The 26,657-nt window shown below is 67.7% G+C and carries 25 protein-coding genes; 21 read left to right on the top strand and 4 right to left on the bottom strand.

Annotated features, from left to right (window positions below):
* Positions 1-38: 38 nt before the first annotated feature.
* The 3 genes from CRM90_RS15090 (at position 39) to CRM90_RS15080 (ending at position 2,846) form a co-directional block, all read left to right on the top strand.
* A complete protein-coding gene (locus CRM90_RS15090; RefSeq protein WP_502693277.1) occupies positions 39-905 on the top strand; it encodes an enoyl-CoA hydratase in 867 nt (288 codons plus the stop codon).
* An 18-nt stretch (positions 906-923) separates the two neighbouring features.
* Complete coding sequence (locus CRM90_RS15085) at positions 924-2,561, top strand: ABC-F family ATP-binding cassette domain-containing protein (RefSeq protein WP_102807743.1); 1,638 nt, start codon at positions 924-926, stop codon at positions 2,559-2,561.
* Positions 2,562-2,657: 96 nt separating this feature from the next.
* Positions 2,658-2,846 (top strand): helix-turn-helix domain-containing protein, encoded by a 189-nt coding sequence (locus tag CRM90_RS15080; protein WP_102807772.1) that lies wholly within the window; start codon positions 2,658-2,660, stop codon positions 2,844-2,846.
* Here the strand turns inward: CRM90_RS15080 and CRM90_RS15075 are convergent.
* Both CRM90_RS15075 and CRM90_RS15070 read right to left on the bottom strand, forming a co-directional pair.
* A complete protein-coding gene (locus tag CRM90_RS15075) occupies positions 2,833-3,402 on the bottom strand; it encodes a TetR/AcrR family transcriptional regulator (protein ID WP_102807742.1) in 570 nt (189 codons plus the stop codon). The two genes, CRM90_RS15080 and CRM90_RS15075, sit on opposite strands and share 14 nt — an antisense overlap.
* A gap of 6 nt (positions 3,403-3,408) precedes the next feature.
* Positions 3,409-6,234, bottom strand: a complete 2,826-nt coding sequence (locus CRM90_RS15070) for an aconitate hydratase (RefSeq protein ID WP_102807741.1) — start codon at positions 6,232-6,234, stop codon at positions 3,409-3,411.
* A 187-nt stretch (positions 6,235-6,421) separates the two neighbouring features.
* Between CRM90_RS15070 and CRM90_RS15065 the strand changes: the two genes are divergently transcribed.
* From CRM90_RS15065 to CRM90_RS15025, 9 genes are all read left to right on the top strand, one after another.
* Positions 6,422-6,985, top strand: coding sequence for an Rv1476 family membrane protein (locus tag CRM90_RS15065; protein WP_102807771.1), 564 nt, complete (start codon positions 6,422-6,424; stop codon positions 6,983-6,985).
* 192 nt (positions 6,986-7,177) lie between these two features.
* Entirely contained in the window at positions 7,178-8,635 is a 1,458-nt protein-coding gene (gene ripA / locus CRM90_RS15060; RefSeq protein ID WP_102807740.1) for an NlpC/P60 family peptidoglycan endopeptidase RipA, read from the top strand.
* A gap of 13 nt (positions 8,636-8,648) precedes the next feature.
* Positions 8,649-9,338 carry an NlpC/P60 family peptidoglycan endopeptidase RipB gene (ripB, locus tag CRM90_RS15055; RefSeq protein WP_102807739.1) on the top strand — a complete coding sequence of 230 codons (690 nt, stop codon included), beginning with the start codon at positions 8,649-8,651 and terminating at the stop codon, positions 9,336-9,338.
* Between the two features lie 129 nt (positions 9,339-9,467).
* Positions 9,468-10,586 carry a chaperone MoxR1 gene (gene moxR1, locus CRM90_RS15050; RefSeq protein WP_102807770.1) on the top strand — a complete coding sequence of 373 codons (1,119 nt, stop codon included), beginning with the start codon at positions 9,468-9,470 and terminating at the stop codon, positions 10,584-10,586.
* A complete protein-coding gene (locus tag CRM90_RS15045; RefSeq protein ID WP_102807738.1) occupies positions 10,583-11,527 on the top strand; it encodes a DUF58 domain-containing protein in 945 nt (314 codons plus the stop codon). Before moxR1 ends, CRM90_RS15045 begins: the two co-directional genes overlap by 4 nt.
* Positions 11,524-12,531 carry a VWA domain-containing protein gene (locus CRM90_RS15040; protein ID WP_102807737.1) on the top strand — a complete coding sequence of 336 codons (1,008 nt, stop codon included), beginning with the start codon at positions 11,524-11,526 and terminating at the stop codon, positions 12,529-12,531. Before CRM90_RS15045 ends, CRM90_RS15040 begins: the two co-directional genes overlap by 4 nt.
* Positions 12,532-12,594: 63 nt before the next feature.
* A complete protein-coding gene (gene fabG1 / locus CRM90_RS15035) occupies positions 12,595-13,359 on the top strand; it encodes a 3-oxoacyl-ACP reductase FabG1 (protein WP_102807736.1) in 765 nt (254 codons plus the stop codon).
* Between the two features lie 23 nt (positions 13,360-13,382).
* The gene (inhA, locus tag CRM90_RS15030) at positions 13,383-14,189 is read left to right on the top strand and encodes an NADH-dependent enoyl-ACP reductase InhA (protein ID WP_102807735.1); all 807 of its coding nucleotides are present in this window, start codon (positions 13,383-13,385) and stop codon (positions 14,187-14,189) included.
* Positions 14,190-14,199: 10 nt separating this feature from the next.
* A complete protein-coding gene (locus tag CRM90_RS15025; protein WP_102807734.1) occupies positions 14,200-15,255 on the top strand; it encodes a ferrochelatase in 1,056 nt (351 codons plus the stop codon).
* Here CRM90_RS15025 and CRM90_RS15020 read toward each other — a convergent pair.
* Positions 15,224-16,084 carry an Rv1486c family protein gene (locus CRM90_RS15020; protein ID WP_102807769.1) on the bottom strand — a complete coding sequence of 287 codons (861 nt, stop codon included), beginning with the start codon at positions 16,082-16,084 and terminating at the stop codon, positions 15,224-15,226. The two genes, CRM90_RS15025 and CRM90_RS15020, sit on opposite strands and share 32 nt — an antisense overlap.
* A 77-nt stretch (positions 16,085-16,161) precedes the next feature.
* Here CRM90_RS15020 and CRM90_RS15015 point away from each other — a divergent pair, with 77 nt between their 5' ends.
* The 6 genes from CRM90_RS15015 to CRM90_RS14990 all read left to right on the top strand — a co-directional run bounded on the left by CRM90_RS15015 (position 16,162) and on the right by CRM90_RS14990 (position 20,709).
* Positions 16,162-16,596, top strand: coding sequence for an NfeD family protein (locus CRM90_RS15015; RefSeq protein ID WP_102807733.1), 435 nt, complete (start codon positions 16,162-16,164; stop codon positions 16,594-16,596).
* Between the two features lie 12 nt (positions 16,597-16,608).
* Positions 16,609-17,853, top strand: a complete 1,245-nt coding sequence (locus CRM90_RS15010) for an SPFH domain-containing protein (protein WP_102807732.1) — start codon at positions 16,609-16,611, stop codon at positions 17,851-17,853.
* Between the two features lie 124 nt (positions 17,854-17,977).
* Complete coding sequence (locus CRM90_RS15005; protein WP_158249021.1) at positions 17,978-18,307, top strand: WXG100 family type VII secretion target; 330 nt, start codon at positions 17,978-17,980, stop codon at positions 18,305-18,307.
* A gap of 7 nt (positions 18,308-18,314) precedes the next feature.
* Positions 18,315-19,400 (top strand): Rv0964c family protein, encoded by a 1,086-nt coding sequence (locus CRM90_RS15000; RefSeq protein WP_102807730.1) that lies wholly within the window; start codon positions 18,315-18,317, stop codon positions 19,398-19,400.
* Positions 19,401-19,412: 12 nt separating this feature from the next.
* Complete coding sequence (locus CRM90_RS14995; RefSeq protein ID WP_233209330.1) at positions 19,413-19,982, top strand: LpqN/LpqT family lipoprotein; 570 nt, start codon at positions 19,413-19,415, stop codon at positions 19,980-19,982.
* A gap of 25 nt (positions 19,983-20,007) precedes the next feature.
* A complete protein-coding gene (locus CRM90_RS14990) occupies positions 20,008-20,709 on the top strand; it encodes a hypothetical protein (RefSeq protein ID WP_233209329.1) in 702 nt (233 codons plus the stop codon).
* Here CRM90_RS14990 and CRM90_RS14985 read toward each other — a convergent pair.
* A complete protein-coding gene (locus CRM90_RS14985; RefSeq protein ID WP_199189905.1) occupies positions 20,706-21,410 on the bottom strand; it encodes a TVP38/TMEM64 family protein in 705 nt (234 codons plus the stop codon). The two genes, CRM90_RS14990 and CRM90_RS14985, sit on opposite strands and share 4 nt — an antisense overlap.
* Before the next feature lie 142 nt (positions 21,411-21,552).
* Here CRM90_RS14985 and mutA point away from each other — a divergent pair, with 142 nt between their 5' ends.
* From mutA to meaB, 3 genes are read left to right on the top strand one after another with little or no spacing between them, the layout of a single operon-like run.
* Positions 21,553-23,418, top strand: a complete 1,866-nt coding sequence (mutA, locus tag CRM90_RS14980; RefSeq protein ID WP_102807727.1) for a methylmalonyl-CoA mutase small subunit — start codon at positions 21,553-21,555, stop codon at positions 23,416-23,418.
* A 3-nt stretch (positions 23,419-23,421) separates the two neighbouring features.
* Entirely contained in the window at positions 23,422-25,677 is a 2,256-nt protein-coding gene (gene scpA / locus CRM90_RS14975; protein ID WP_102807726.1) for a methylmalonyl-CoA mutase, read from the top strand.
* Positions 25,677-26,657 (top strand): methylmalonyl Co-A mutase-associated GTPase MeaB, encoded by a 981-nt coding sequence (gene meaB, locus CRM90_RS14970; protein ID WP_102807725.1) that lies wholly within the window; start codon positions 25,677-25,679, stop codon positions 26,655-26,657. The genes scpA and meaB overlap by 1 nt, the downstream gene beginning before the upstream one ends.

The raw sequence follows: 26,657 nt of genomic DNA, 5'->3' as shown, positions 1-26,657 counted from the left end.
CACAGCAAAATCAGTCTGACCGGACCTCAACAGGGTCGATCCACGGATTGAGGCTAAGGAGTGACACGGGTTACCGTGCACGGGTGATTCGTGACACAGGTTTCGTCCTCGTCGAAAAGCCGCAGCCCAACATCGCTCTGGTCACCCTGAACCGACCCGAGCGGATGAACTCCATGGCGTTCGACGTCATGCTGCCGTTGCGGGAAGTTCTCACCGATCTCAAGCACGACAACGACGTGCGTGCGGTGGTGCTGACCGGCGCCGGCCGGGGATTCTCCTCGGGCGCCGACCACAAGTCCGCCGGATCGGTGCCGCACGTCGCCGGGCTGACCCGCCCGTCGTTCGGGCTGCGCTCGATGGACGTGCTCGACGATGTGATTCTCGCCATGCGCAAGCTGCACCAGCCGATCATCGCCGCGGTCAACGGCGCGGCCATCGGTGGCGGGTTGTGTCTGGCCCTGGCCGCCGACATTCGGGTGGCGGCCAGTGGCGCGTACTTCCGCGCCGCCGGCATCAACAACGGGCTCACCGCCAGTGAACTGGGCCTGAGCTACCTGTTACCGCGGGCGATCGGCTCGTCGCGGGCGTTTGAGATCATGCTCACCGGGCGTGACGTCGACGCGCAGGAGGCCGAACGGATCGGACTGGTGTCCCGCCAGGTGCCCGACGAGGAGCTGCTGCCGGCCAGCTTCGAGATTGCTGCCCGCATCGCGGCGTTCTCCCGGCCCGGAACCGAGTTGACCAAGCGGACGCTGTGGAGTGGACTGGACGCCGGTAGCCTGGAAGGGCATATGCAGGCCGAAGGCCTCGGGCAGCTTTATGTGCGCCTGCTCACCGCCAACTTCGAAGAGGCGGTCGCTGCGCGCGCCGAGAACCGCGCCCCGGTCTTCACCGACGACAAGTAGCCGAGGAGTAGTGCGCGCGTGATCACCGCAACGGACCTGGAGGTCCGCGCCGGCGCGCGCACACTGCTCCTCGCCGAAGGCCCGGCGCTGCGCATCCAGCCCGGCGACCGCATCGGTCTGGTCGGCCGCAACGGCGCAGGCAAGACGACGACCATGCGGATCCTGGCGGGGGAGGCCGAGCCGTACGCGGGCACTGTCATGCGCACCGGTGACGTCGGGTACCTGCCGCAGGATCCGCGCGAAGGCGATCTCGACGTGCTGGCCCGCGACCGGGTCCTGTCGGCGCGCGGCCTGGACACGCTGCTGTCGGATCTGGAGAAGCAGCAGGTGTTGATGGCCGAGGTGGTCGACGAGGCCGCGCGCGACAAGGCGGTGCGCCGCTACGGCCAACTCGAGGAACGCTTCGCCGCCCTCGGCGGATACGCCGCCGAAAGCGAAGCGGGACGCATCTGCGCGAGCCTCGGTCTGCCGGACCGGGTCCTCACCCAGCCGCTGCGCACCCTGTCCGGCGGCCAGCGCAGGCGCGTCGAGCTGTCCCGGATTCTGTTCGCCGCCGCGGAAGGTGGTGCCGCTGGAGCGAATTCGGCCACCACCCTGCTGCTCGACGAGCCCACCAACCACCTCGATGCCGACTCGATCGGCTGGCTGCGGGGCTTCCTGCAGAACCACAGCGGCGGGCTCGTGGTGATCAGCCACGACGTCGACCTGCTCGCTGACGTGGTCAACCGGGTGTGGTTCCTGGACGCCGTGCGGGGCGAGGCCGACGTCTACAACATGGGTTGGCAGAAGTATCTCGACGCCCGCGCCACCGACGAGCAGCGCCGGCGCCGCGAACGCGCCAATGCCGAGAAGAAGGCCGGCGCGCTGCGCACGCAGGCCGCCAAGATGGGTGCCAAGGCCACCAAAGCCGTTGCCGCACAGAATATGTTGCGCCGCGCCGAGCGGATGATGGCCGAATTGGACGCCGAGCGGGTGGCCGACAAGGTGGCCCGCATCAAGTTCCCGACGCCGGCGCCGTGCGGTAAGACGCCGCTGGTGGTCAAGGGCCTGACCAAGAACTACGGCTCACTCGAGGTGTTCACCGGCGTCGACCTGGCGATCGACCGCGGATCACGCGTCGTGGTGCTGGGCCTCAACGGCGCCGGTAAGACCACGCTGCTTCGGCTGATCGCGGGCACCGAAACCCCCGACGCCGGCGGACTGGAGCCCGGGCACGGGCTCAAGATCGGTTATTTCGCACAGGAACACGACACACTCGACAACAACGCGACGGTGTGGGAGAACATCCGCCACGCCGCCCCTGACACCGGCGAACAGGATTTGCGCGGACTGCTCGGCGCATTCATGTTCACCGGTCCGCAGCTCGAGCAGCCGGCAGGCACGCTCTCCGGCGGCGAGAAGACCCGCCTCGCCCTGGCGGGTCTGGTGGCCTCGACGGCCAACGTGCTGCTGCTCGACGAGCCGACCAACAACCTCGATCCCGCGTCGCGCGAACAGGTTCTCGACGCGCTGCGCAGTTACCAGGGTGCAGTCGTGCTGGTGACCCACGATCCGGGCGCCGCCGAAGCGCTCGACCCGCAAAGGGTGGTGCTGCTCCCGGACGGCACCGAGGACTTCTGGTCCGACGAGTATCGGGACCTCATCGAGCTCGCCTGACAACTGGCATAGACGATTTCGGTCATTCCCCCCAACTCGCCGATCCACGCTTCTACTCTGTGGGCTATCGGCGCGGATCCACCGGGGAGGGTGATCATGAGGAAGCCCAACGAAGCTCGAGACCAGTTATTGGACACTCTGCGAAACGCTTACGAGGGCGGCGCGAGCATTCGCACCCTGGTGGCGTCGACGGGCCGTTCGTACGGCTCGATCCACGCGTTGTTGCGCGAGTCCGGGACCGCCATGCGCAGTCGCGGCGGCCCCAACCACGTCACGCGTCGGTAGCCCGTACCGAATCCTCCACCAGATCCAGCACTGCCGAAAGCCGCGCAGGGTCCTCGCCCGTCGCCAGCCGCGCGACCAGTCCGTCGAGCACCAGGTCCAGGTAGCACTGCAACACATCGGGCGCCACGTCGTCGCGCAGCCGGCCCGCCTGCTTCTGCTGGCGCAGCCGCTCCGAGGTCGCCGACGCCAGTTCCGCTGAGCGCTCCACCCAACCTTGTTGAAACACCGGGTCGTTGCGCAGCTTGCGGGCGATCTCCAATCGTGTGGCCAGCCAATCGAATTGATCGGGCGCGGCCAGCATGTCCCGCATCACCTGGATGAGGCCTTCGCGCGCGGCGACCTCGGCCATCCGCGCCGCATCCTCGCGCGCCAGCGCGAAGAACAACGTGTCCTTGTCGCGGTAGTGATGGAAGATCGCACCGCGCGACATACCGATGGTCTGCTCCAGCCGGCGCACGGTCGCCTGCTCGTAGCCGTACTCGGCGAAGCAGCGCCGTGCGCCGTCGAGGATCTGGCGGCGGCGGGCCGCCAGATGATCCTCGCTGACCCTGGGCACCTCGGGCTAGCCGGTCCGCAGCATGTTGCGCAACACGTACTGCAGGATGCCGCCGTTGCGGTAGTAGTCGGCTTCGCCGGGGGTGTCGATGCGGACCACGGCGTCGAACTCGATGGCGCTGCCGTCGGACTTGGCTGCCTTGACGTGCACGGTCTTCGGCGTCTTGCCGTTGTTGAGCTCCTCGATCCCGGTGATGTCGAAGACCTCCGTGCCGTCCAGCTTCAGCGACGCCGCCGACTCACCGGCGGGGAACTGCAGCGGGATCACGCCCATGCCGATCAGGTTCGACCGGTGGATGCGCTCGAAGGACTCGGTGATCACCGCACGCACACCCAGCAGGCTGGTGCCCTTGGCCGCCCAGTCCCGCGACGAGCCGGAGCCATACTCCTTGCCGCCCAGCACGACCAGCGGAATGTTCTGCGCCGCATAGTTTTGCGCGGCGTCATAGATGAACGCCTGGGGCGCGTCCGGCTGGGTGAAGTCACGGGTGTAGCCACCGGAGACGTCGTCGAGCAACTGGTTGCGCAGCCGGATGTTGGCGAAGGTGCCGCGGATCATCACCTCGTGGTTGCCGCGCCGCGAGCCGTAGGAGTTGTAGTCCTTCTTGTCGACTCCGTGCCCGTCGAGGTACTGCGCTGCGGGCGTCCCGGCCTTGATGTTGCCGGCGGGGGAGATGTGGTCGGTGGTCACCGAATCGCCCAGCAGGGCAAGCACTCTCGCGCCGGTGATGTCGGTGACCGGAACCGGGTCGGCGGGCATCCCGTCGAAGTACGGGGGCTTGCGCACGTACGTCGACTTCGGATCCCAGTCGAAGGTGTCGCCCGACGGGGTCGGCAGGTTCCGCCAGCGCTCGTCGCCCTTGAAGACGTCGGCGTAGTTCTTCCGGAACATCTCCTGGCTGATCGCCGAGGCGATGGTGTCGGAGATGTCCTTCTGCGTCGGCCAGATGTCCTTGAGGAACACCGGGTTGCCGTCGGAGTCGGTACCGAGTGGGTCGGCCTCGAAGTCGAAGTCCATGGTGCCGGCCAGCGCGTAGGCGATCACCAGCGGCGGCGAGGCCAGGTAGTTCATCTTGACGTCGGGGTTGATGCGTCCTTCGAAGTTGCGGTTGCCCGACAGCACCGCCGTCACCGACAGATCGTTCTCGTTGATGGCGGCCGAGATCTCGTCGGACAGCGGACCGCTGTTGCCGATACAGGTGGTGCAGCCGTAGCCCACGAGGTAGAAGCCCAGCTTCTCCAGGTACGGCCACAGCCCGGCCTTCTCGTAGTAGTCGGTGACCACCTGAGAGCCCGGTGCCATGGTGGTCTTGACCCACGGCTTGGAGGTCAGGCCCTTCTCGACGGCGTTGCGCGCCAGCAGTGCGGCGCCCAGCATCACCTCGGGGTTGGAGGTGTTGGTGCACGAGGTGATGGCGGCGATCGCCACGGCGCCGTGGTCGAGCACGAACTCGCCGCGGTCGTCCGAACGCACCGTGACCGGCTTGGTGGGCCGCCCCTCGGCGCCGACCGCCGCCGAGTGCAGCGGCTCGGCACCGTTGTCGGCGAAGCTCAGTACGGCCGGGTCGCTGGCCGGGAACGACTCCTCGACAGCCTCATCCAGCGTGGTGTGCGGTGCCGGGTGGTTCTCCTCGACGTAGTTGTGGATGTCCTTGCGGAAGGCCGACTTCGCGTCGTCGAGGGCGATGCGGTCCTGGGGGCGCTTGGGTCCGGCGATCGAGGGCACCACGTCGGACAGGTCCAGTTCGAGGTATTCGGAGAACTTGGGCTCGCGGCTCGGGTCATGCCACATGCCCTGCGCTCGGGCGTACGCCTCCACCAGCGCGAGCTGATTCTCTTCGCGGCCGGTCATCCGCAGGTAGTCGATGGTCACGTCGTCGATCGGGAAAATGGCTGCCGTCGAACCGAATTCAGGGCTCATGTTGCCCAGCGTGGCGCGGTTGGCCAGCGGCACCTCGGAGACGCCCTCGCCGTAGAACTCGACGAATTTGCCGACCACACCGTGCTTGCGCAGCATCTCGGTGACGGTGAGGACCACGTCGGTGGCGGTCACGCCCGGCCGGCGCTCGCCGGAGAGCTTGAAGCCGACGACACGGGGGATCAGCATGGACACCGGCTGACCGAGCATGGCGGCCTCGGCCTCGATGCCACCGACGCCCCAGCCCAGCACGCCCAGGCCGTTCTCCATCGTGGTGTGGCTGTCGGTGCCCACGCAGGTGTCCGGGTAGGCGACGCCGTCACGGTTCATCACGACCGAGGCCAGGTATTCGATGTTGACCTGGTGGACGATGCCGGTGCCGGGCGGCACCACCTTGAAGTCGTCGAAGGCGCCCTGCCCCCAGCGCAGGAACTGGTAGCGCTCGCCGTTGCGCTCGTACTCGATCTCGACATTGCGCTCGAAGGCGTCGGCGGTGCCGAACAGGTCGGCGATGACGGAGTGGTCGATGACCAGGTCGGCCGGCGCCAGCGGATTGACCTTCTGCGGGTCGCCGCCGAGATCGCCGACGGCCTCGCGCATGGTGGCCAGGTCCACGATGCACGGCACGCCGGTGAAGTCCTGCATGATCACCCGCGCCGGGGTGAACTGGATCTCGATGCTCGGCTCGGCCGAGGGATCCCAGTTGGCGATGGCCTGGATGTGGTCCTTGGTGATGTTCGCGCCGTCTTCGGTGCGCAGCAGATTCTCGGCGAGCACCTTGAGGCTGTAGGGAAGCTTCTCGGTGCCGGGAACCGCGTCGAGGCGGTAGATCTCGTAGCTGTTGTCGCCGACCTTCAAGGTGTCGCGCGCTTCGAAAGTGTTCAGGGACGAATTCGACGAATTTTCGCTGCTCACATCAACTCCCGGCGTTGTCCTCGATGCCGACGGGCTGTGTCGACACCGGTCTCGATACTAACAGTACGGCTGTCCTGCTAAGCCGGCGGATGGGTATCCGCCATCGCCAGCGGGCCAAGCCCCAGTCTTGTCTTCTCCGGCGCGTGGTGCCACCCCCGGGGTGGGGCGCGCGGTACCGTTTCGGATCGTGACGATTCCGCACGCGCCGACCTTCATCCCGGTGGAGGTGTGCAGCAGTGTCGGGCTTGACCTGTCGACCCCGGTCGACCAGTGTCTGGCCGCGGTCAAGGCCGACGTGGCCGCCGACGGTGTCGCCGCACCGGCCACCGATGCCGCCGCCCTGCAGAAGGTGGTGGCCTCGGCCAGGGAACACGGCATCGATCTCAAGGTCGTCGTGTTGGACACGAGCCCGGTTATAGACACCCCGCTGCGCGATATCGCCACCGAGATCGGGCAGGACAATCCCGGCTCGACGGTGCTCGTCCTCAGCCCCGGCTGGGCCGGGACCTACAGCACCACTTATGACCGCGTCCTCCTCGAGGCGGGCCAGGACGTGGCGAAGACGGCACCCAATCCCGTGGTCGGCACGCAGGCATTTGTCGACCAATTGCAAACTCCCGACTTTCCGTGGATGGGATTAACGATCTCGCTAGTGATCGGGGTGGCTGTAGCGGCTGTTTTGACCCGAGTTCTGCAGCTTCGAGCTCGCCGTTCGCAACCAAGCGATATGGCATCTGAACAGGGAAAATAGCCATCCCTGGCAAATCAATAAGATTACTTTTCGGCAACATCCCGTAAATGACAAACATGTAATTCTTGCCGGAAGTTTCCTCTGCGACAAATGTGACGTACGGTGCAACTGTCGCCATTGTTAATGATGTGACTCATGTGACATCTGTTGCTGGCGTGACTGCACGTGTGAAGCAGAGGAGACCCGGGTCGAATGAGACGTTCCCTTCGCGGCTCTGTTGTCCGGCCGGCCATTCGGATCGCCAGGCCGATGGGCCCGCTGGCGCTCAGCGTCGCCATGACGTTCACGATGCCCGGACTGGCCCAGGCCGAGCCCGGTGCCGCACCCACCACCATCGCCGGGTTGATCGCCGATGTGGCCGACGCCAACCAGCGGCTGCAGGACATCGGCGCCAAGGTGCAAGCCGAGCAGGAAAGCGTCAACAAAGCGCTCGTCGACGTCCAGACCGCGCGTGACGCGGCGGCCGCGGCCCAGGAGAAGGTCGACGCCAGCGCCCAGGGCGTCAAGGACGCCAACGCCGCAATTGCCGACGCCCAGAAGCGATTCGACACGTTCGCCGCCGCGACCTACATCAACGGGCCGTCGGCGTCGCTGGTCATGGCGACCAACCCCGAAGACATTCTGTCCACCGCCTCCGCCGGTCAGACCCTGGCCGTCAGCTCGCAGCAAGTGATGACCGACCTGCAGCGGGCCCGCACCGAACAGATCAACCAGGAGTCCGCGGCCCGGCTGGCCAAGGACAACGCCGACAAAGCCCTCGCCGACGCCGAGGCCAGCCAGCAGTCCGCGGTCGACGCGCTGACCACGGCCAAGCAGACGTTCACCGACCAGCAGGCCGAGATCAACCGGCTGGCGGCCGAACGCAAGACCGCCCAGGACAAGCTCGACGCCGCCCGGCAGTGGTCGGCGCCCGCGAGTTCGCCTGCGGCGGTACCACAATCGGCGGCGACCGGCCCGGCGACCCCGGGGGATCGCTGGGACCCGGCCGCCCCCGGCTCGCCGAAGGCGCCGGGCGGCGGGACGATCCCGCCCTACGGCAGTGCCTCTGAGTGGGACACCACCCTGCCGATGGTGCCCAGCGCCTTCGTCTCCGGCGACCCGATCCAGATCATCAACGCGGTCCTGCAGATCTCGTCGTCGTCGCTGAACGCGACCAAACAGATGGGCAAGACCTTCCTGCAGAAGCTCGGCATCCTGAAGCCCGACGACACCGGAATCACCAACGGCGCGATTCCCTACGTGTACGGCGCCCAGGCGTCGGAGTACGTCATCAAGCGCGCGATGTCCCAGATGGGCGTGCCGTACTCCTGGGGTGGCGGCACCGCCACCGGGCCGAGCAACGGTATCGACAGCGGCGCGGGCACAGTCGGGTTCGACTGCTCCGGGCTGATCCTCTACGCGTTCGCGGGCGTCGGCATCAAGCTGCCGCACTACTCGGGTTCGCAATACAACATGGGCCGCAAGATCCCGTCGTCGCAGATGCGGCGCGGTGACGTGATCTTCTACGGCCCCGGCGGTAGCCAGCACGTGACGCTCTACCTGGGCCAAGGCCAGATGCTCGAGGCTCCCTACACCGGCTCGAGCGTCAAGATCTCACCGGTGCGCACCAGCGGCATGACACCGTTCGTCATCCGTTACATCGAATACTGACGGAGTTTTCCCCATGTCTCGCAACACTTCTCGACGGCTCTTCGTCGGGACGATCCTGACGGCACTCGCGTTGGGGTTGGGCATCGCCAGCCCGGCCAATGCCGATCCGGGCGAGTGGGATCCGACGCTGCCCAAGATCCTGAGTGCCGGAGCGCCCGGCGATCCGGTCGCGATGGCCAACGCCTCGCTGCAGGTCACTCAGCAGGCCGCCCAGGCGACCATGGACCTGGGGCGCAGGTTCCTGTCTGGTCTGGGCTTCGGCGGCGCGCCGTCGGCGCTGGCCGGCGGACGGGTACGCGGACCGCAGGCAATCGAATACGTCATCGCCCGGGGTGCGTCGCAGCAGGGCGTGCCGTACTCCTGGGGTGGCGGCGCGATCAACGGGCCCAGTGCCGGCGTGGAGGAAGACGCCGGCAAGGTGGGCTACGACTGCTCGGGCTTCACCCGCTACGCCTTCGCCGGCGTCGGGGTGCAGCTTCCCAAGTACTCCGGCGACCAGTACAACGCCGGCCGGCACATCCCGCCGTCGCAGGCAAAGCGCGGCGATCTGATCTTCTACGGACCCGGCGGCACCCAGCACGTCACCATCTACCTGGGCAACGGGCAGATGCTCGAGGCGTCGTCGGCGGCCGGTCACGTGACCGTCAGCCCCGTCCGCACCGCGGGTATGACGCCGTACCTGACGCGCATCATCGAGACTTGAGAGTCCGCGCGGGCCGTGCCGATCTGACGCGCCAGCGAATGGGGCACGTCGACGGATCTGAGAACGCCTGGAATAGTTGTGGCAGGGCACGGCGTGCCCGCCAAAACCAACAGCTCGTGGAGGAAGTCGATGACGTCACCAGGTGGGTCGCCCGCAGGCCCCGGATCGTTTGCCGGGCCGAGCGGAGCCCCGGCCGCCCCACCGTCGGGCGGTAATGGTCTCGCCGGCGAGGTGAACACCCTGGAACGGGCGATCTTCGAGGTCAAGCGCATCATCGTCGGCCAGGACCAACTGGTCGAGCGGATCCTGGTCGGCCTGCTTGCCAAGGGACACGTGCTGCTCGAAGGTGTGCCGGGCGTCGCCAAGACGCTGGCGGTCGAGACCTTCGCCAAGGTGGTCGGCGGCACCTTCGCCCGCATCCAGTTCACCCCCGACCTGGTACCCACGGACATCATCGGTACCCGCATCTACCGCCAGGGCCGGGAAGAGTTCGACATCGAACTAGGCCCCGTCGTGGTGAACTTCCTGCTGGCCGACGAGATCAACCGCGCCCCGGCAAAGGTGCAGTCGGCGCTGCTTGAGGTCATGGCCGAGCGCAAGATCTCCATCGGCGGCAAGACCTACGAGCTGCCCAAGCCGTTCCTGGTGATGGCGACCCAGAACCCGATCGAGAACGAGGGTGTCTACCCGCTGCCGGAAGCCCAGCGCGACCGCTTCCTGTTCAAGATCAACGTGGACTACCCGTCGCCGGAAGAAGAGCGCGAGATCATCTACCGGATGGGTGTCACCCCGCCGGAGCCCAAGCAGATCCTCGAGACCGGCGACCTGCTGCGCCTGCAGAACGTCGCGGCCAACAACTTCGTCCACCACGCGCTGGTCGACTATGTGGTTCGGGTCGTCACGGCGACGCGGCGGCCCGAGCAGTTCGGTCTGGCCGACGTCAAGGCCTGGGTGGCGTTCGGCGCCTCGCCGCGTGCGTCGCTGGGCATCATCGCCGCCGCCCGCGCGCTGGCGCTGGTCCGCGGCCGGGACTACGTCATCCCGCAGGACGTCATCGACGTCATCCCCGACGTGCTGCGTCACCGGTTGGTGCTCACCTACGACGCGTTGGCCGACGACATCAAGGCCGAGACGGTGATCAACCGCATCCTGCAGACCGTCGCGCTGCCTCAGGTGAATGCCGTTCCGCAGCAAGGGCATTCGGCGCCGCCGGTGGTTCCCGCCGGGGCGGGTGCCAACGGTCGGTGAGCGACTCCGAAACCGTCCACCCGCCGTCCTTTCAGCGCGGTGAGATCGGTGACGCCAAGCTCTCGGCGGCGTTGCGCACCCTCGAGCTCACGGTCAAACGCAAGCTCGACGGCGTGCTGCACGGTGACCATCTCGGCTTGATCCCCGGCCCGGGCTCCGAGCCCGGCGAGTCGCGGATGTACCAGCCCGGCGACGATGTGCGCCGGATGGACTGGTCGGTCACCGCCCGCACCACCCACCCACACGTTCGGCAGATGATCGCCGATCGGGAGCTGGAGACCTGGCTGGTGGTCGATATGTCGGCCAGCCTGGATTTCGGCACCACCGGCTGCGAGAAGCGCGACCTGGCGGTGGCCGCCGCGGCGGCGATCACCTACCTCAACAGCGGTGGCGGCAACCGGATCGGTGCGATCATCGCCAACGGCGACAAGATCACCCGTGTGCCCGCGCTGTCCGGCCGGATGCACGAGCAGACTCTGTTGCGGACGATCGCCACGATGCCGCAGGCCCCGGCCGGGGTGCGCGGCGATCTGGCCGCGGCCATCGATGCGCTGCGCAGGCCCGAACGCCGACGCGGGATGGCCGTGGTGGTCAGCGACTTCCTCGGCCCGATCACCTGGATGCGGCCGCTACGCGCGATCGCCGCGCGCCACGAGGTACTCGGCATCGAGGTGCTCGACCCGCGTGACGTCGAACTGCCCCCGGTCGGCGATGTGATCCTGCAGGACACCGAATCCGGGGTCACCCGCGAATTCACCATCGACGAGCAACTGCGCGCCGACTTCGCCCGCGCCGCCGCGGTGCACCGCGAGGAAGTGGCGCGCACCCTGCGCCGCTGCGGCGCACCGCTGATGACTCTGCGCACCGACCGCGACTGGATCGCCGACATCGTGCGGTTCGTCGCCTCCCGTCGCCGCGGTGCACTGGCGGGCAGCCAATGACCCTGCCGTTGCTCGGGCCGATGACGCTTGGCGGCTTCGAACACCCGTGGTTCTTCCTGTTCCTGCTCGTCATCGCCGGACTGGTCGGGCTCTACGTCGTCGTGCAGTTCGCCCGCCAGAAGCGGTTCCTGCGCTTCGCCAACATGGAACTGCTGGAAAGTGTTGCGCCCAAACGGCCCAACAAGTGGCGGCATCTGTCGGCGATCCTGCTGATCGCCTCGCTGGTGCTGCTGACGATCGCGATGGCCGGACCGACACACGACGTGCGGATCCCGCGCAACCGCGCGGTGGTGATGTTGACCATCGACGTCTCGCAGTCGATGCGCGCCACCGACGTCGAGCCCAGCCGGCTGGCCGCCGCGCAGGAGGCCGCCAAGCAGTTCGCCGACCAGCTGACCCCGGGCATCAACCTGGGCCTGATCGCCTATGCCGGCACCGCGACCGTGCTGGTGTCGCCGACCACCAACCGGGAAGCCACCAAGAACGCGATCGACAAGTTGCAGTTGGCCGACCGCACCGCCACCGGCGAGGCGATCTTCACCTCGCTGCAGGCGATCGCCACCGTCGGCGCCGTCATCGGCGGCGGTGACACCCCGCCGCCGGCCCGAATCGTGCTGATGTCCGACGGCAAGGAAACCGTGCCGTCCAACCCGGACAACCCCAAGGGCGCGTTCACCGCCGCCCGCACGGCCAAGGATCAGGGCGTGCCGATCTCCACGGTGTCGTTCGGCACCCCGTACGGCTACGTGGAGATCAACGATCAGCGCCAGCCGGTCCCGGTCGACGACGACATGCTCAAGAAGATCGCCGAGCTCTCCGGTGGCAACGCCTACACCGCATCGAGCCTGCAGCAGCTCAAGGAGGTCTTCACCTCACTGCAGGATCAGATCGGCTACGAGACCACCAAAGGTGACGCCAGCACGGGCTGGCTGCGGCTGGGTGCGTTGGTCCTGGCCCTCGCGGCGCTGGCCGCACTGCTGGTCAACCGGCGCCTGCCCGGCTGATGTCGGTGAAATCGCCGGTGGCGGATTTCGGTCCGGCCGACGGCAGGCATTAAGTTGACTCCCATGTCCGAAACCGCCGCCGCAGAATCGGCCGACGCCGCACCGGCCGTCAAACCGCCGTTTGTCTCCCGTTCCGTCCTGGTCACCGGTGGAAACCGGGGTATCGGCCTGGCGATCGCGAAGCGACTGGCTGCCGACGGACACAAGGTCGCCGTCACCCACCGCGGCTCCGGGGCCCCCGAGGGGTTGTTCGGCGTCGAGTGTGACGTCACCGACACCGCGGCCATCGACCGGGCGTTCACCGAAGTCGAGGAGCACCAGGGACCGGTCGAGGTGCTGGTGTCCAACGCGGGCATCTCCAAAGACGCGTTCCTGATGCGGATGACCGAAGAACGCTTCCACGACGTCATCAACGCCAACCTCACCGGCGCGTTCCGGGTGACGCAGCGGGCGTCGCGCAGCATGCAGCGCAAGCGTTTTGGGCGGATCATCTACATCGGCTCGGTATCGGGCATGTGGGGGATCGGCAACCAGGCCAACTATGCGGCCGCCAAGGCCGGCCTGATCGGCATGGCGCGGTCGATCTCCCGCGAACTGTCCAAGGCCGGCGTGACCGCCAATGTGGTGGCGCCGGGCTATATCGACACCGAGATGACCCGCGCGCTCGATGAGCGCATCCAGGCCGGCGCGCTGGACTTCATCCCCGCCAAGCGGGTCGGCACCGCCGAGGATGTGGCCGGCGCGGTCAGCTTCCTGGCATCGGAGGACGCCGGCTACATCGCCGGCGCGGTGATCCCGGTCGACGGCGGCATGGGCATGGGCCACTAGTAAGTCATAAGGAAGGGCTTCACATGACACTTCTGCAAGGCAAGCGGATCCTCGTCACGGGGATCATCACCGACTCGTCCATCGCGTTCCACATCGCCAAGGTGGCGCAGGAAGCCGGCGCCGAACTGGTGCTCACCGGCTTCGACCGGATGAAGCTGATCCAGCGGATCGCCGACCGGCTGCCGAACCCGGCGCCGCTGCTCGAACTCGACGTGCAGAACCAGGAGCACCTGGATTCGCTGGCCGGCCGGATCACCGAGGTGATCGGCGACGGCAACAAGATCGACGGCGTGGTGCACTCCATCGGGTTCATGCCGCAGACCGGCATGGGTGTCAACCCGTTCTTCGACGCCCCGTACGAGGACGTCGCCAAGGGCATTCACATCTCGGCGTATTCGTACGCCTCGCTGGCCAAAGCCGTTCTGCCGGTGATGAATCCGGGCGGCGGGATCGTCGGCATGGACTTCGACCCCACCCGCGCGATGCCGGCCTACAACTGGATGACAGTGGCCAAGAGCGCGCTGGAGTCGGTCAACCGGTTCGTCGCCCGCGAGGCGGGCAAGGTCGGTGTGCGCTCCAATCTCGTTGCGGCAGGCCCGATCCGCACCCTGGCGATGAGTGCCATCGTCGGTGGCGCGCTCGGCGAGGAGGCCGGCGCACAGATGCAGCTGCTGGAGGAGGGCTGGGATCAGCGTGCCCCGCTCGGCTGGAACATGAAGGACCCGACGCCGGTCGCCAAGACGGTGTGCGCGCTGCTGTCCGATTGGCTGCCCGCGACCACCGGAACCATCATCTTCGCCGACGGCGGCGCCAGCACCCAACTGCTCTAACTCCGCCACCGTGTCCACCACATTCGATGCACTGCTGATCCTGTCGTTCGGTGGCCCGGAAGGGCCGGAACAGGTGATGCCGTTCCTGGAGAACGTCACCCGCGGCCGGGGGATACCGCCGGAGCGGCTGACCGCAGTGGCCGAGCACTACCTGCATTTCGGCGGGGTCTCACCGATCAACGGGATCAACCGCGCGCTGATCGAGGAGATGCGCGCCGAACTCGCCGAGCGCGGTGAACAGCTGCCGGTGTACTTCGGCAACCGCAACTGGCATCCCATGGTCGAAGACACCGTTGCCGCAATGGCTTCCGACGGTGTGCGGCGAGCCGCGGTGTTCTCCACCTCGGCGTGGGGCGGGTACTCCGGGTGCACGCAGTACCAGGAGGACATCGCCCGGGCCCGTGCGGCGGTCGGTGACGGCGCCCCGGAACTGGTCAAGATGCGCCAGTTCTTCGACCACCCACTACTGGTGGCGATGTTCGCCGACGCCGTCGCGGCAGCGGCCGCGACGCTGCCCGACCCGGTCCGGGACGGTGCCCGCTTGGTGTTCACCGCGCATTCGATACCGGTGCGGGCCGCCGATCGCTGCGGTCCCGACCTGTATGCCCGCCAGGTCCGCTACGCCGCCTCCCTGGTGGCCGCCGCGGCCGGCTACGACGACTACGACGTGGTCTGGCAGTCCCGATCCGGGCCGCCGCAGGTGCCGTGGCTGGAACCCGATGTGGGAGATCACCTCTCAGTGCTGGCCGAAGCGGGCACCAAGGCCGTGGTGGTCTGCCCGGTGGGCTTCGTCGCCGACCACATCGAGGTGGTGTGGGACCTGGACAGCGAACTGCGCGAGCAGGCCGAGGGCCTCGGCGTCGCGCTGGCGCGGGCCTCGACACCCAATGCCCAGCGCCGGTTCGCGAAGCTGGTCCTCGACCTCGTCGACGAAGTACGGGACGGCGGAGAACCCGCGAGAGTGGTTGGAGATCAACCTGTTCCGGGGTACGGCTGCAGCGTCAACGGCGCGTTCTGCACGCCCGCGTGTGAGCTCAGTGCCAGGCCGAGTGCAGGATCGCGGTGACCGCGGCGATCCGCGCCGAGCGCACGACCGCCGCCAGCGGTCGCAGTGCGTCGCTGGCGATCTGAGCCTCCGACGCGCTCTGCGTGCCGATCGGCATGAGTCCTGAACTGACCGTGATGATCGCGTCGACGTGCGCGGCGTTCTCGAGCACCCGCAGCGCCCGCGTCGGAGCGTGATCAGGCGCGCGGTGGTGGCGACCGGTCTCCAGCACCTGCTCGACCAGCCCGCGCGGATCGTCGATACCGTCCGCGGCCTCGAGTTGCAGCGCGCCCAGCGCCTCGGCGGCCGAACGCACCGCCGAGCGCAGACCGTATTCCGCCTCGCCGAGGTCGAGGTGATCGACGACGGGGCGCGACGGTAGTGAGTACACCGTCCAGGACAGCGCGCATAGTTCGGGATGCCGATCGCAGTCCGGCAGTTCGTCGTCGGTGTCGTCGTACTCGAAATCGGGGACCAGGCCGATGGTGTCGCCGACCGGGCTTGTGACGATGATCGCCTCACCGGCCGACAGGGCGTCGCTCTGGAACTGGGTGCCGGCCGCCAGGCCGCGGACATCCCCGGGCACCGGCAGCGCCACGCTGATCGCGGGCGGCCCGGCTTCGAGCGCACGACCGGCGACGGTACGCAGCGTCTGCAGTAGCGAGACCGCACCCGCATCGTCGACATCGGGCCACGGCAGGCCGGTATGGCCGGCCGCCACCGAATCGTAGGCGATCACCGAATGCGTTGGCGCCCAGGCTGATAGAGCGTCAAGGACGTCGTCGGGTGCGGCCTTGCCGGCGAGCCAGGCATTGGCCCAGACGGAGAGCGAAACACTTGGGCACCACATGATGCTCGCAGTGTAGTGGTTCGGCACCGAACCGGCTTTCCGCAACTGCGGGATCAGCCGCCGCGTACCCTGGCAGTATGCCCGCGGCGCTGATCTGGCTCGTGTTCGCGCTGGGCCTTGCCGGTGCCGAAGCGCTGACCGGTGACATGTTCCTGCTGATGCTGTCCGGCGGGGCATTGGCCGCCGCCGGGTCCAGCTGGCTGCTCGACTGGCCGGTGTGGGCCGACGGCGCGGTGTTCCTGGTGGTCTCGGTCGTACTTCTGGCACTCGTCCGCCCGGCGCTACGCCGGAAGTTCACCGCCGGAAAAGGGCTGCCCGAACCGGTCAAGGCGCTGGAAGGCAAGAGCGCGCTTGTGCTCGACCGGGTCGCGCGCCATGAAGGCCAGGTGAAACTCGACGGCGAAATCTGGACGGCGCGGCCCTTCAACGACAACGATGTCTACGAGCCGGGCGACCACGTCACTGTCATGCACATCGACGGTGCCACCGCGGTCGTCTGGAAGAACGAGTAAGGAGAACCCGTCATGGACGGTGCCATAGCCGGTTTGGTTCTGCTGGCGGTGTTGGTGGTGTTCGCCATCATCGTCGTCGCCAAGTCTGTCGCCCTGATCCCGCAGGCGGAGGCGGCCGTGATCGAGCGGCTGGGGCGCTACAGCAAGACGGTCTCCGGCCAGCTCACACTGCTGATCCCGTTCATCGACAAGGTCCGCGCCCGCGTCGACCTGCGCGAGCGGGTGGTCTCCTTCCCGCCGCAGCCGGTGATCACCGAGGACAACCTGACCGTCAACATCGACACCGTCGTCTACTTCCAGGTCACCAATCCGCAGGCGGCGGTGTACCAGATCAGCAACTACATCGTCGGCGTCGAGCAGCTGACCACCACCACGCTGCGCAACGTCGTCGGCGGCATGACCCTCGAGCAGACGCTGACCAGCCGCGACCAGATCAACGGGCAGCTGCGCGGTGTGCTCGACGAGGCCACCGGACGCTGGGGTCTTCGGGTGGCCCGGGTCGAGCTGCGCAGCATCGACCCGCCGCCGTCCATCCAGGATTCGATGGAGAAGCAGATGCGTGCCGACCGGGAGAAGCGCGCGATGATCCTCACCGCGGAAGGTAGCCGGGAGGCGTCGATCAAGCAGGCCGAGGGTCAGAAGCAGGCCCAGATCCTGGCGGCCGAAGGTGCCAAGCAGGCCGCGATCCTGGCCGCTGAGGCCGAGCGGCAGTCCCGCATCCTGCGGGCCCAGGGTGAGCGAGCAGCGTCCTACCTGCAGGCGCAGGGCCAGGCCAAGGCAATCGAGAAGACATTCGCCGCGATCAAGGCCGGCCGGCCCACGCCGGAGATGCTGGCCTACCAATACCTGCAGACGCTGCCGCAGATGGCCAAGGGCGAGGCCAACAAGGTGTGGCTGGTGCCCAGCGACTTCGGCTCGGCGCTGCAGGGCTTCACCAAGATGCTCGGCGCACCCGGAGAGGACGGGGTGTTCCGGTACACGCCGTCCCCGGTTGACGACCATCCGGTCAAATCCGACGAGGAAGACGCAGCCGAGGTCGCCGACTGGTTCGACACGCAGACCGATCCGGCGATCGCCCAGGCGGTGGCGAAGGCCGAGGCCGAAGCTCGCGCGACCGTGCCCCCGGTGGGTGCCGCCCCGATTCCGCCGCCGCCGCAGATCACCGCACCGCCGGTGTCGTATCCGCCGCTGTCCGAGCAGCAGGCACCGCCGGCCGATCCGCAGTACGCCCCGCGGCACGGTTCCGAACCGCAGTAGACCCGGAGCTGGCGACCGCACCGCTGTCAGTTTGCTGTGAGTGTGGCCGGGCCACCCCAGGGTGACTGGCCCCCTAGCGTCGTTTGCTGATATCCAGAAGCGTCCACGTCTGATGGGGGATGTGATGTCGCTTCAGGTGAATATCGGTGATGTTGCGGCCTCGGCTGCCGCGGTGGTTGGACACGGCGAGGATGTTGCGACCGCGCATGAGGCCGCGGCGAGCCGAATCGATGCGGCGTTGATTGGCTGGCACGGCGCTTCGGCGCTGGCGATGAGTGCCCTCTCCGACCAATGGCTGACCACCACGGCCGCGTTGTTGAACAAGATCAGCGATCACGCTCAGGGGCTGCATGCCAGTGCTGAGGGTTTTGCCGAGATGGAACAGCGACACAGCGAGGCGCTGGCGGCGCCGGCTCAGGCTGCAAACGTGCTTATCGGCCGGACCGACGGGTGAGCTACCGGTGGCGCTGACGGTTGCCGACATCGAGCGCTGGAATGCGGACGACGTACGGGAGGTATTCCACGCTGCGAGCAGTCGCGCCCAGGCCAGTTTCGATGCAGCGGCCGGGCTGGCGAGCTTGCCCGCTTTCCAGAGTTGGGGCGGACAGGCGGCGGATGCGGCCAAGGCGGCGATCGGCCAGACCCGCAAAGATCTCGACGCGCATGGCAACGAGGCGTCGGGGGTGGCCGATGCGGCGGCTAGCGCGGCGGACAACATCGAGCGCATCAAGTCCGAGCTGGCGAGCCTGAAAGCCGATGCTGAGTCTTTGGACATGGAGATCGACCCGATCTCCGACACCGTGCTGCCCGGCCCGAAGGTTCGCAACCCGATGGAGGCCGAATTGAAGCAGGCGCAACTGCAACCCCGGCTCGACAAGATCGTGGCCGAAGCCAACCTCGTCGACATGGCGCTGGCCAATGCCATCAACATGGCAGCAGGGAAGACGCCGATTCCACCCGGTGCACCGACCAGTACCGCGGGTAGTCCGCCGCGCTCGCTCAGCGACATGTTGCTACCGACCTCCTCGGAGGGCGCCGAGTCGGCTGGGGAAAACGGCAACCACTGGGTCCCGTCGAAGACCGATCTGTTGATCGGCGGTGCCGGCGCAATCGCAGGCGGAACGGCGGACGGGGTACGTCAGGCGGCGCTGAACTTGATCAACGAGTCGCCCGGTACCGGTCCGGGCAAGGCCGACCCGGGCTTGCTGAAGTGGTTGGAGGACATGAAGATCGGCGGCGTCGAGCTGCGGGGAATCTCGCGCGTCGGCGGAGTGGTGGGCGCGGCCAGCGCCATACCGGCGGTGATGTCCGATATCCACGACGGCAACTCCGTCCCCGAGGCGGTCACCCGCGAGGCGGCGGGTACTGGGGCTGCACTTGTCGCTGGCGGCGCAGCTGGCGGCTTTCTCGCCGATGTCGTCGCGGGTGGGGCGATTGGATCGGTCATCCCGGGCGCCGGGACGGCGGTGGGCCTGGTCGTCGGCGCCGGCGTAGGGGCGTTCGCCGCGCTTGGAGCCTCGAAGGCGGTTGAGTGGTTGTGGGAGTGACGATTAGGACGCTTGCTGCTTCGCGGGGCTCTGTTTCTGGTGGCGGCGATGCGGTTCGATGAGTTTGTTATCCAGCAAGCTATCGAGGTGATCCCCGTCGATCAGTATCCCGATTGCGCGGTTCAAGTGGCATTGCCTCCAGGCTGGGAACCGTACGAATCTGCTGCCGGGTTAGCCGTCTGGGTATGTCGCAGTGATCCACGTGCGGACGAGTTCTGCCCCAATGCGGTACTGACAATGCATCGCGTCGAGGCCGTGCTGGACTGCGGTGAGGTGTTCATGATGTTGGCTGAGCAGCAGTTGCAGTCGGTACCGGGATGTCACGAACGAAGCCGAGAGCTCACGGCGGCGGTAGAGGGGTCAGGTATCGCGGGGACACTGGCAATGGAATTCGCTCACGAATTCGGCCCTCTCGACAGTATCTGCCGGTCCCGAATCGTCGCGTCGGAAGATAAGACGTTGATAGTGCAACTGACTACAAGCGCGCTACGGGATTCGCCGGTGGTCCGCGAGCCGATTCGATTGACCGTTCGTACCAGTCTGACGGAAATGGAACCGGAGGCAGACGATGGCAGTCGGTAGCGGGACTAATCGGCGGTGGCCGGGGGTGCTTCGGGTCGGCTTCAGCGTCGCGCTCGGACTCCTGACCGTGTTGGCATTTCTGAGAGGGATGGCGTGGTATTGGGCTGTACTTGGTCTCTGCGCCGCGAGTTTCGGTGTCGTGGGCAAACGCCGCATAATGCGGGCGGGTGTCACTCGAACGTCCGACGACATTGTCTGCCGGTACCTTCCTTGGTATGAGGCAAGCGCCTATCTGTTGAACTTCGCGCTTCCGTTGATGGGGATCGCCGGCATTTATGCGGGGTATGTGCCTGGCAATCCAGTGTGGCTTCGATTCGTCGGCATACTCCTTCTCCTCTCGACGCTCCTCGCGACCTATGCCACTTTCCGCATGTGGAACAGATGCTCATTGCGCTTCACACCGTCGACGTTGACCATCAGGGTCGCCGACCCCAAGATCCGGCCCGGCGAGCTCACACGGGATCAGGTCGAGGCGATCACGCCTAAATGGATCGCGAACTCGGTCAACGGAGCCAAGGCTTTGCAGGTCGAGATCGCCTACCGCCACGGCGATTCGACCACCGACGCTCCCCAGACAGTGATGCTCGGTTTACAACTGACCGTGGAGCCGATCAACCTGTACGGCGCCCTCGTGACGTGGCACGACGGCGCCGGTGCAGATCCGACCCAGTTGTTGGATCGGATCGAGCAGCTGCTTCGAGGGCACCCGGCCGCCGTGCCCCGCTAGTTGGCATGGCTTCGCCGATGGGTCCGGACCTCGTACACCAGGCCCGCGATACCGACGGCCGCCGTGCACACCGACACCAACACCAGCAGCGGGCTGATGTTGCCGGTGAGGGCATCACCCAGGAACACCACCGCGGTGGTGCCCGGGATCAGGCCGGCCAACGTCGCCCAGAGGTACGGCATCACCCGCACGGCCGATGCGCCGGCGGCATAGTTCAGCACCGAGAACGGTACGGCGGGGATCATCCGCAGCGAGAAGATCGCCTGCCAGCCGCGCGCGCGCAGCCGGGCATCCACCGACTCGAGGGCCGGGTGGCTGACCAGCTTGCTGAACTGCCAGCCCAAGGCGCGCACCAGCAGTAGTGCGAGCAGCGCGCTGAGCGCACTGGCCACCACCGCGATCCCCACGCCCAGCGCGGGACCGAACAACAGGCCGGCGGCCAGGGTGAACGCGGTGCGCGGGAACGGGAACACCGTGACGACGATGTGGGCGGCGAAAAAGGCCAGCGGGAACCAGACGCCGAGCGACGTTGCCCAGTCCCGCAGCTGCACCGCGGTCGGCAGCGGCACCAGCAACACCACTGCGACGAGGATCACAGCGGCGACCGCGGTGACGACGAGGCGCGTCCGGGATACCTGGCGCGCCGTGGAGATCACCGCTGAGCGCACACTGCGCCACGTGCTGCGGGTCTTCGACGTCACGTTCACCAAGGTTACGGCCCCCGGGTGAGAACGCGCCGGGTGCGACGCCGGTTACCGACGGGTAGCCGTAGTCGGCCACGTCACTGCTGGAGTGATCATTTAGCCTGATGGTCTGATGGCTGGTCCCGCGACGGGCTGCCCCATGCTGCGACAACAGGAGTTGCCGGTGTCAGTAGAGGTTGAGGAAGGCCGCGCCCGCTGGCGGACCGCGGTGGCCGGCGTGCTGGCCAAGAGCAGCCGGAAGGACCCGGCGGATCTGCCCGCCGAGCCCGAAAGTCTGCTGGACTCACCCACTTACGAGGGCTTTGCGATCCGGCCCCTCTACACCGCACTCGATGCGCTGCCCGAATCCCCGTTGCCCGGCACTTGGCCCTTCGTCCGCGGCGGCGACGCCCACCGCGATGTGGTCTCAGGCTGGAAAGTCGCCGAAGTGTTCGGCGGGCCCGGCGTTTCCGGCACGGTCGCCGACGGCAACGCCGCGGTGCTGGGTGCCCTCGGCGACGGTGTCAGCGCGCTGGTGCTGCGCGTCGGTGACACCGGCGTCGCCCCCACCGATTTGGACCGGCTGCTGGAGGGGGTCTTCCTCGAGCTCGCGCCGGTGATCCTGGACGCCGGGGCGCAGTTCGCCGCCGCCGCCGAGGCGGTGCTGACCCTGATCGCCGGCGCCGACGACGCCCAACGCGCCACGATGTCGATCGACCTGGGTGCCGACCCACTGACCGCGCCGCTCAGCGGCGCCGAGGCCCCTGCCCTCGATGAGGTCGCCCGCGTCGCCGCGAACGTGGCGGGCACCCCGGGCGTGCGCGCGATCACCGTCGACGGACCGGCGTTCCACAACCGCGGCGCCAACGCTGCGTGGGAACTCGCCGGTGCGCTGGGGGCCGCGGTCGAGTACGTGCGGGCCCTGGCCGACGCGGGCGTCGAGGTTTCGGACGCGCTGCGCCAGATCAGCTTTCGGCTGGTGGCCGACGACGACCAGTTCCTGACGATCGCGAAATTCCGTGCGGCCCGCCAACTCTGGGCCCGGATCGCCGACGTCCTCGGCCACCCGGACAGCGGAGCCGCCACCGTGCATGCGGTCACCTCGCTGCCGATGATGACCCAGCGCGACCCGTGGGTGAACATGCTCCGCACCACGCTGGCGGCCTTCGGCGCCGGGGTCGGGGGAGCGGACACCGTCACGGTGCTGCCGTTCGACGTCGCGATCCCCAGCGGTTTCCCCGGGATCAGCGCCGGCTTCGCCCGCCGTATCGCTCGCAACACCCAGCTGTTGCTGCTGGAGGAGTCCCATGTCGGGCGGGTCCTCGATCCGGCCGGCGGTTCCTGGTACGTCGAGGACCTCACCGGAAATCTTGCCGCACAAGCCTGGTCGCACTTCCAGGACATCGAGTCCCGGGGCGGATTCACCGCGGCGGTCGACCATGTCGCCGAGCAGATCGAGCAGGTACGGGCGCGCCGGGCCGACGACATCGCCCACCGACGGACACCGGTGACTGGAATCAATGAGTTCCCGAATCTCGCCGAACCGCCGCTGCCGCACTACAACTCGTCGGACACCGTCCGGCGCTACGCGGCCGGGTTCGAGGAGCTGCGAGACCGCTCCGACGCCTTCCTCGACCGCACCGGCGCTCGCCCGCAGGTGCTGTTGCTGCCGCTGGGCCCGCTGGCCGAGAACAACATCCGTGCGACGTTCGCGGCCAACCTGCTGGCCTCCGGCGGGATCGAAACCGTCAACCCCGGCACCGTCGATGCCGTGACTGTCGGCGCCGCCGTCACCGACAGCGGCGCCTCGGTCGGGGTGCTCTGCGGCACCGACGCCCGCTACGGCACCGACGTCTCCGATGTGGTGGCGGCCGCGCGGGCCGCGGGTCTGACCCAGGTCTACCTGGCCGGCCCGGAGAAGGCGGTCTCCGACGTGCCTGCCGCCGCTCGTCCCGACGGCTACCTGACCGCGAAAATCGATGCGATCGAAGCGCTTTCGTCCCTGCTCACCCGATTGGGGGCCTGATCCATGACCGCGTCAACCACGGGCACCGTACCGAGCTTCGCCGACGTACCGCTGCACGGCGACCGGCCCGCACCGGCGCCCTCCGAGGCCGCCGTCGCCGACCACGTCGCCGCTGCCGCATCGGCGCACGGCTACACCGCTGAGCAGCTGGAGTGGCAGACCCCGGAAGGCATCGCCGTCAAACCGGTCTACGTCGGCGCCGATCGCGACGCCGTCGTCGCCGCGGGATATCCGCTGGACAGCTTCCCCGGCGAACCGCCGTTCATCCGCGGGCCGTACCCGACCATGTACGTCAACCAGCCGTGGACCATCCGGCAGTACGCCGGATTCTCCACCGCCGCAGAATCGAATGCCTTCTACCGGCGCAACCTGGCCGCCGGTCAGAAAGGTCTGTCGGTGGCCTTCGACCTCGCCACCCACCGCGGCTACGACTCCGACCATCCGCGCGTCGCCGGTGACGTCGGGATGGCCGGCGTCGCCATCGACTCGATCCTCGACATGCGCCAATTGTTCGACGGCATCGACCTTTCCGCGGTGAGCGTGTCGATGACCATGAACGGCGCGGTACTGCCGATCCTGGCGCTCTACGTGGTGGCCGCCGAGGAACAGGGGGTGTCGCCGGACAAGCTGGCCGGGACCATCCAGAACGACATCCTCAAAGAGTTCATGGTCCGCAACACCTACATCTATCCGCCGAAGCCTTCGATGCGGATCATCTCCGACATCTTCGCCTACACGAGCGCCAAGATGCCGAAGTTCAACTCCATCTCGATCTCGGGCTATCACATCCAGGAAGCCGGGGCCACAGCCGATCTCGAGCTGGCCTACACGCTGGCCGACGGTGTGGAATACCTGAAGGCCGGCCGCGACGCCGGGCTGGACGTCGACAAGTTCGCGCCGCGGCTGTCTTTCTTCTGGGGTATCGGGATGAACTTCTTCATGGAGGTCGCCAAGCTCCGGGCGGGTCGGCTGCTGTGGAGTGAGCTCGTTGCCGAGTTCGGCGCCACGAATCCCAAATCGCTGTCGCTGCGCACGCATTCGCAGACCTCCGGGTGGTCGCTGACCGCCCAGGACGCGTTCAACAATGTCGCGCGGACCTGCGTCGAGGCGATGGCCGCGACTCAGGGACACACCCAGTCGCTGCACACCAACGCCCTCGACGAGGCGCTGGCGCTGCCCACCGACTTCTCTGCGCGTATCGCGCGCAACACCCAGCTGCTGCTGCAGCAGGAGTCGGGCACCACGCGGCCGATTGATCCGTGGGCCGGCTCCTATTACGTGGAGTGGTTGACCTACCAGCTGGCGGGGAAGGCCCGGGCGCACATCGCGGAGGTCGCCGAGCACGGCGGTATGGCGCAGGCGATCAACGAGGGCATCCCGAAGTTGCGCATCGAGGAGGCCGCCGCGCGCACGCAGGCGCGCATCGATTCGGGTGCTCAGCCGCTGATCGGCGTCAACAAGTACCAGGTCGACGAGGACCAGGACATCGAGGTCCTCAAGGTCGAGAACAGCCGGGTGCGCGCCGAGCAGATCGCCAAGCTGGCGCAGTTGCGCAGTGAGCGCGATGAGCACGCGACGCAGGCCGCGCTGGACGACCTGTCCCGTGCCGCGGCCGCCTCGGGTCCGGCCGGAGAGGACGGCTTGGGCAACAACCTGCTGGCCCTGGCGATCAATGCCGCCCGCGCCAAGGCCACCCTCGGCGAGATCTCCGACGCCCTGGAGAAGGTGTACGGCCGGCATCAGGCCGAGATCCGCACCATCGCCGGGGTGTACCGCGACGAGGTCGGGAAGGCCCAGAACGTGAGCACCGCAACCGAATTGGTGGAGAAGTTCGCCGAGGCCGACGGTCGCCGGCCACGGATCCTGGTCGCCAAGATGGGCCAGGACGGCCACGACCGCGGCCAGAAGGTCATCGCCACCGCGTTCGCCGACATCGGCTTCGACGTCGACGTCGGCTCGCTGTTCTCCACCCCGGAGGAAGTCGCGCGCCAGGCCGCCGACAACGACGTGCACGTGGTCGGGGTGTCGTCGCTGGCCGCCGGTCATCTGACGCTGGTGCCTGCGCTGCGCGACGCACTGGCCGAGGTGGGCCGACCCGACATCATGGTGGTCGTCGGCGGTGTCATCCCGCCCGGCGACTTCGACGAGCTCTATGCCGCCGGCGCGACGGCGATCTTCCCGCCCGGCACGGTGATCGCCGACGCCGCGGTCGATCTGCTGCACAAGCTCGCCGAGCGGCTCGGCTACAGCCTGTCCTGATGCCCGACATCCCCGGACTGGCCGAGGCGATCCGCGGCGGCGATCGTGCAGCGCTGTCGCGGGCCATCACGCTGGTCGAGTCGACCCGCGCCGATCACCGCGATCAGGCCCAGCAGCTGCTCCTGGAGCTGATGCCCGATGCGGGGAAGGCGCTTCACGTCGGGATCACCGGCGTCCCCGGGGTGGGCAAGTCGACCACCATCGAGGCGCTGGGGATGTACCTCATCGAGCAGGGGCACCGGGTCGCGGTGCTGGCCGTCGACCCCTCGTCCACGCGCACCGGCGGCTCGATTCTGGGCGACAAGACCCGGATGGCGAAGCTCGCCGTGCACCCGGACGCCTACATCCGGCCGTCGCCCACCTCGGGGACGCTGGGCGGGGTGGCCAAGGCGACCCGGGAGACGGTGGTGCTCGTCGAGGCCGCCGGATTCGACGTGATCCTGGTCGAAACCGTCGGCGTCGGGCAGTCCGAGGTGGCCGTCGCCAACATGGTCGACACCTTCGTCTTCCTCACCCTGGCCCGCACCGGCGACCAGCTTCAGGGCATCAAGAAGGGTGTGCTGGAACTCGCCGACATCGTCGTGGTCAACAAGGCCGACGGGAAGCACGCGACCGAGGCCAAGGCGGCCGCTCGTGAGCTGACCGCCGCGATACGGTTGATCTATCCCCGTGAAACACTCTGGCGCCCACCAGTTTTGACGATGAGCGCGGTGGAGGGTACCGGGCTGCGGGAGATGTGGGACACGGTGTGCCAACACCGCGACGTGTTGACCAAGGCGGGCGAGTTCGACGCCCGCCGGCGCGCGCAGCAGGTGGACTGGACGTGGTCGATGGTGCGCGACGCGGTCCTCGACCGGGTGCTGAACCATCCGGCCGTGCGGGCGCAGCGCGCCGAGATCGAGCGTCAGGTGCGCGACGGTGAGTTGACCCCCGCGCTGGCCGCGCAGCGAATCCTCAACGCGGCCGACCAGTCAAACTGA

The organism is Mycobacterium sp. ENV421 (genome assembly GCF_002887815.1).
In the GTDB taxonomy this organism is placed as follows: Bacteria; Actinomycetota; Actinomycetes; order Mycobacteriales; family Mycobacteriaceae; genus Mycobacterium.
This window is presented reverse-complemented; position numbering and strand designations above follow the sequence as displayed.

Coding starts and splice junctions, on each gene's coding strand:
- CRM90_RS15080 (WP_102807772.1), top strand. CDS start 2,658: ATGAGGAAGCCCAACGAAGCTCGAGACCAGTTATTGGACACTCTGCGA.
- ripA (WP_102807740.1), top strand. CDS start 7,178: ATGAGACGTTCCCTTCGCGGCTCTGTTGTCCGGCCGGCCATTCGGATC.
- ripB (WP_102807739.1), top strand. CDS start 8,649: ATGTCTCGCAACACTTCTCGACGGCTCTTCGTCGGGACGATCCTGACG.
- moxR1 (WP_102807770.1), top strand. CDS start 9,468: ATGACGTCACCAGGTGGGTCGCCCGCAGGCCCCGGATCGTTTGCCGGG.
- CRM90_RS15040 (WP_102807737.1), top strand. CDS start 11,524: ATGACCCTGCCGTTGCTCGGGCCGATGACGCTTGGCGGCTTCGAACAC.
- fabG1 (WP_102807736.1), top strand. CDS start 12,595: ATGTCCGAAACCGCCGCCGCAGAATCGGCCGACGCCGCACCGGCCGTC.
- inhA (WP_102807735.1), top strand. CDS start 13,383: ATGACACTTCTGCAAGGCAAGCGGATCCTCGTCACGGGGATCATCACC.
- CRM90_RS15020 (WP_102807769.1), bottom strand. CDS start 16,084: ATGTGGTGCCCAAGTGTTTCGCTCTCCGTCTGGGCCAATGCCTGGCTC.
- CRM90_RS15015 (WP_102807733.1), top strand. CDS start 16,162: ATGCCCGCGGCGCTGATCTGGCTCGTGTTCGCGCTGGGCCTTGCCGGT.
- CRM90_RS15010 (WP_102807732.1), top strand. CDS start 16,609: ATGGACGGTGCCATAGCCGGTTTGGTTCTGCTGGCGGTGTTGGTGGTG.
- CRM90_RS15005 (WP_158249021.1), top strand. CDS start 17,978: ATGTCGCTTCAGGTGAATATCGGTGATGTTGCGGCCTCGGCTGCCGCG.
- mutA (WP_102807727.1), top strand. CDS start 21,553: ATGCTGCGACAACAGGAGTTGCCGGTGTCAGTAGAGGTTGAGGAAGGC.
- scpA (WP_102807726.1), top strand. CDS start 23,422: ATGACCGCGTCAACCACGGGCACCGTACCGAGCTTCGCCGACGTACCG.
- meaB (WP_102807725.1), top strand. CDS start 25,677: ATGCCCGACATCCCCGGACTGGCCGAGGCGATCCGCGGCGGCGATCGT.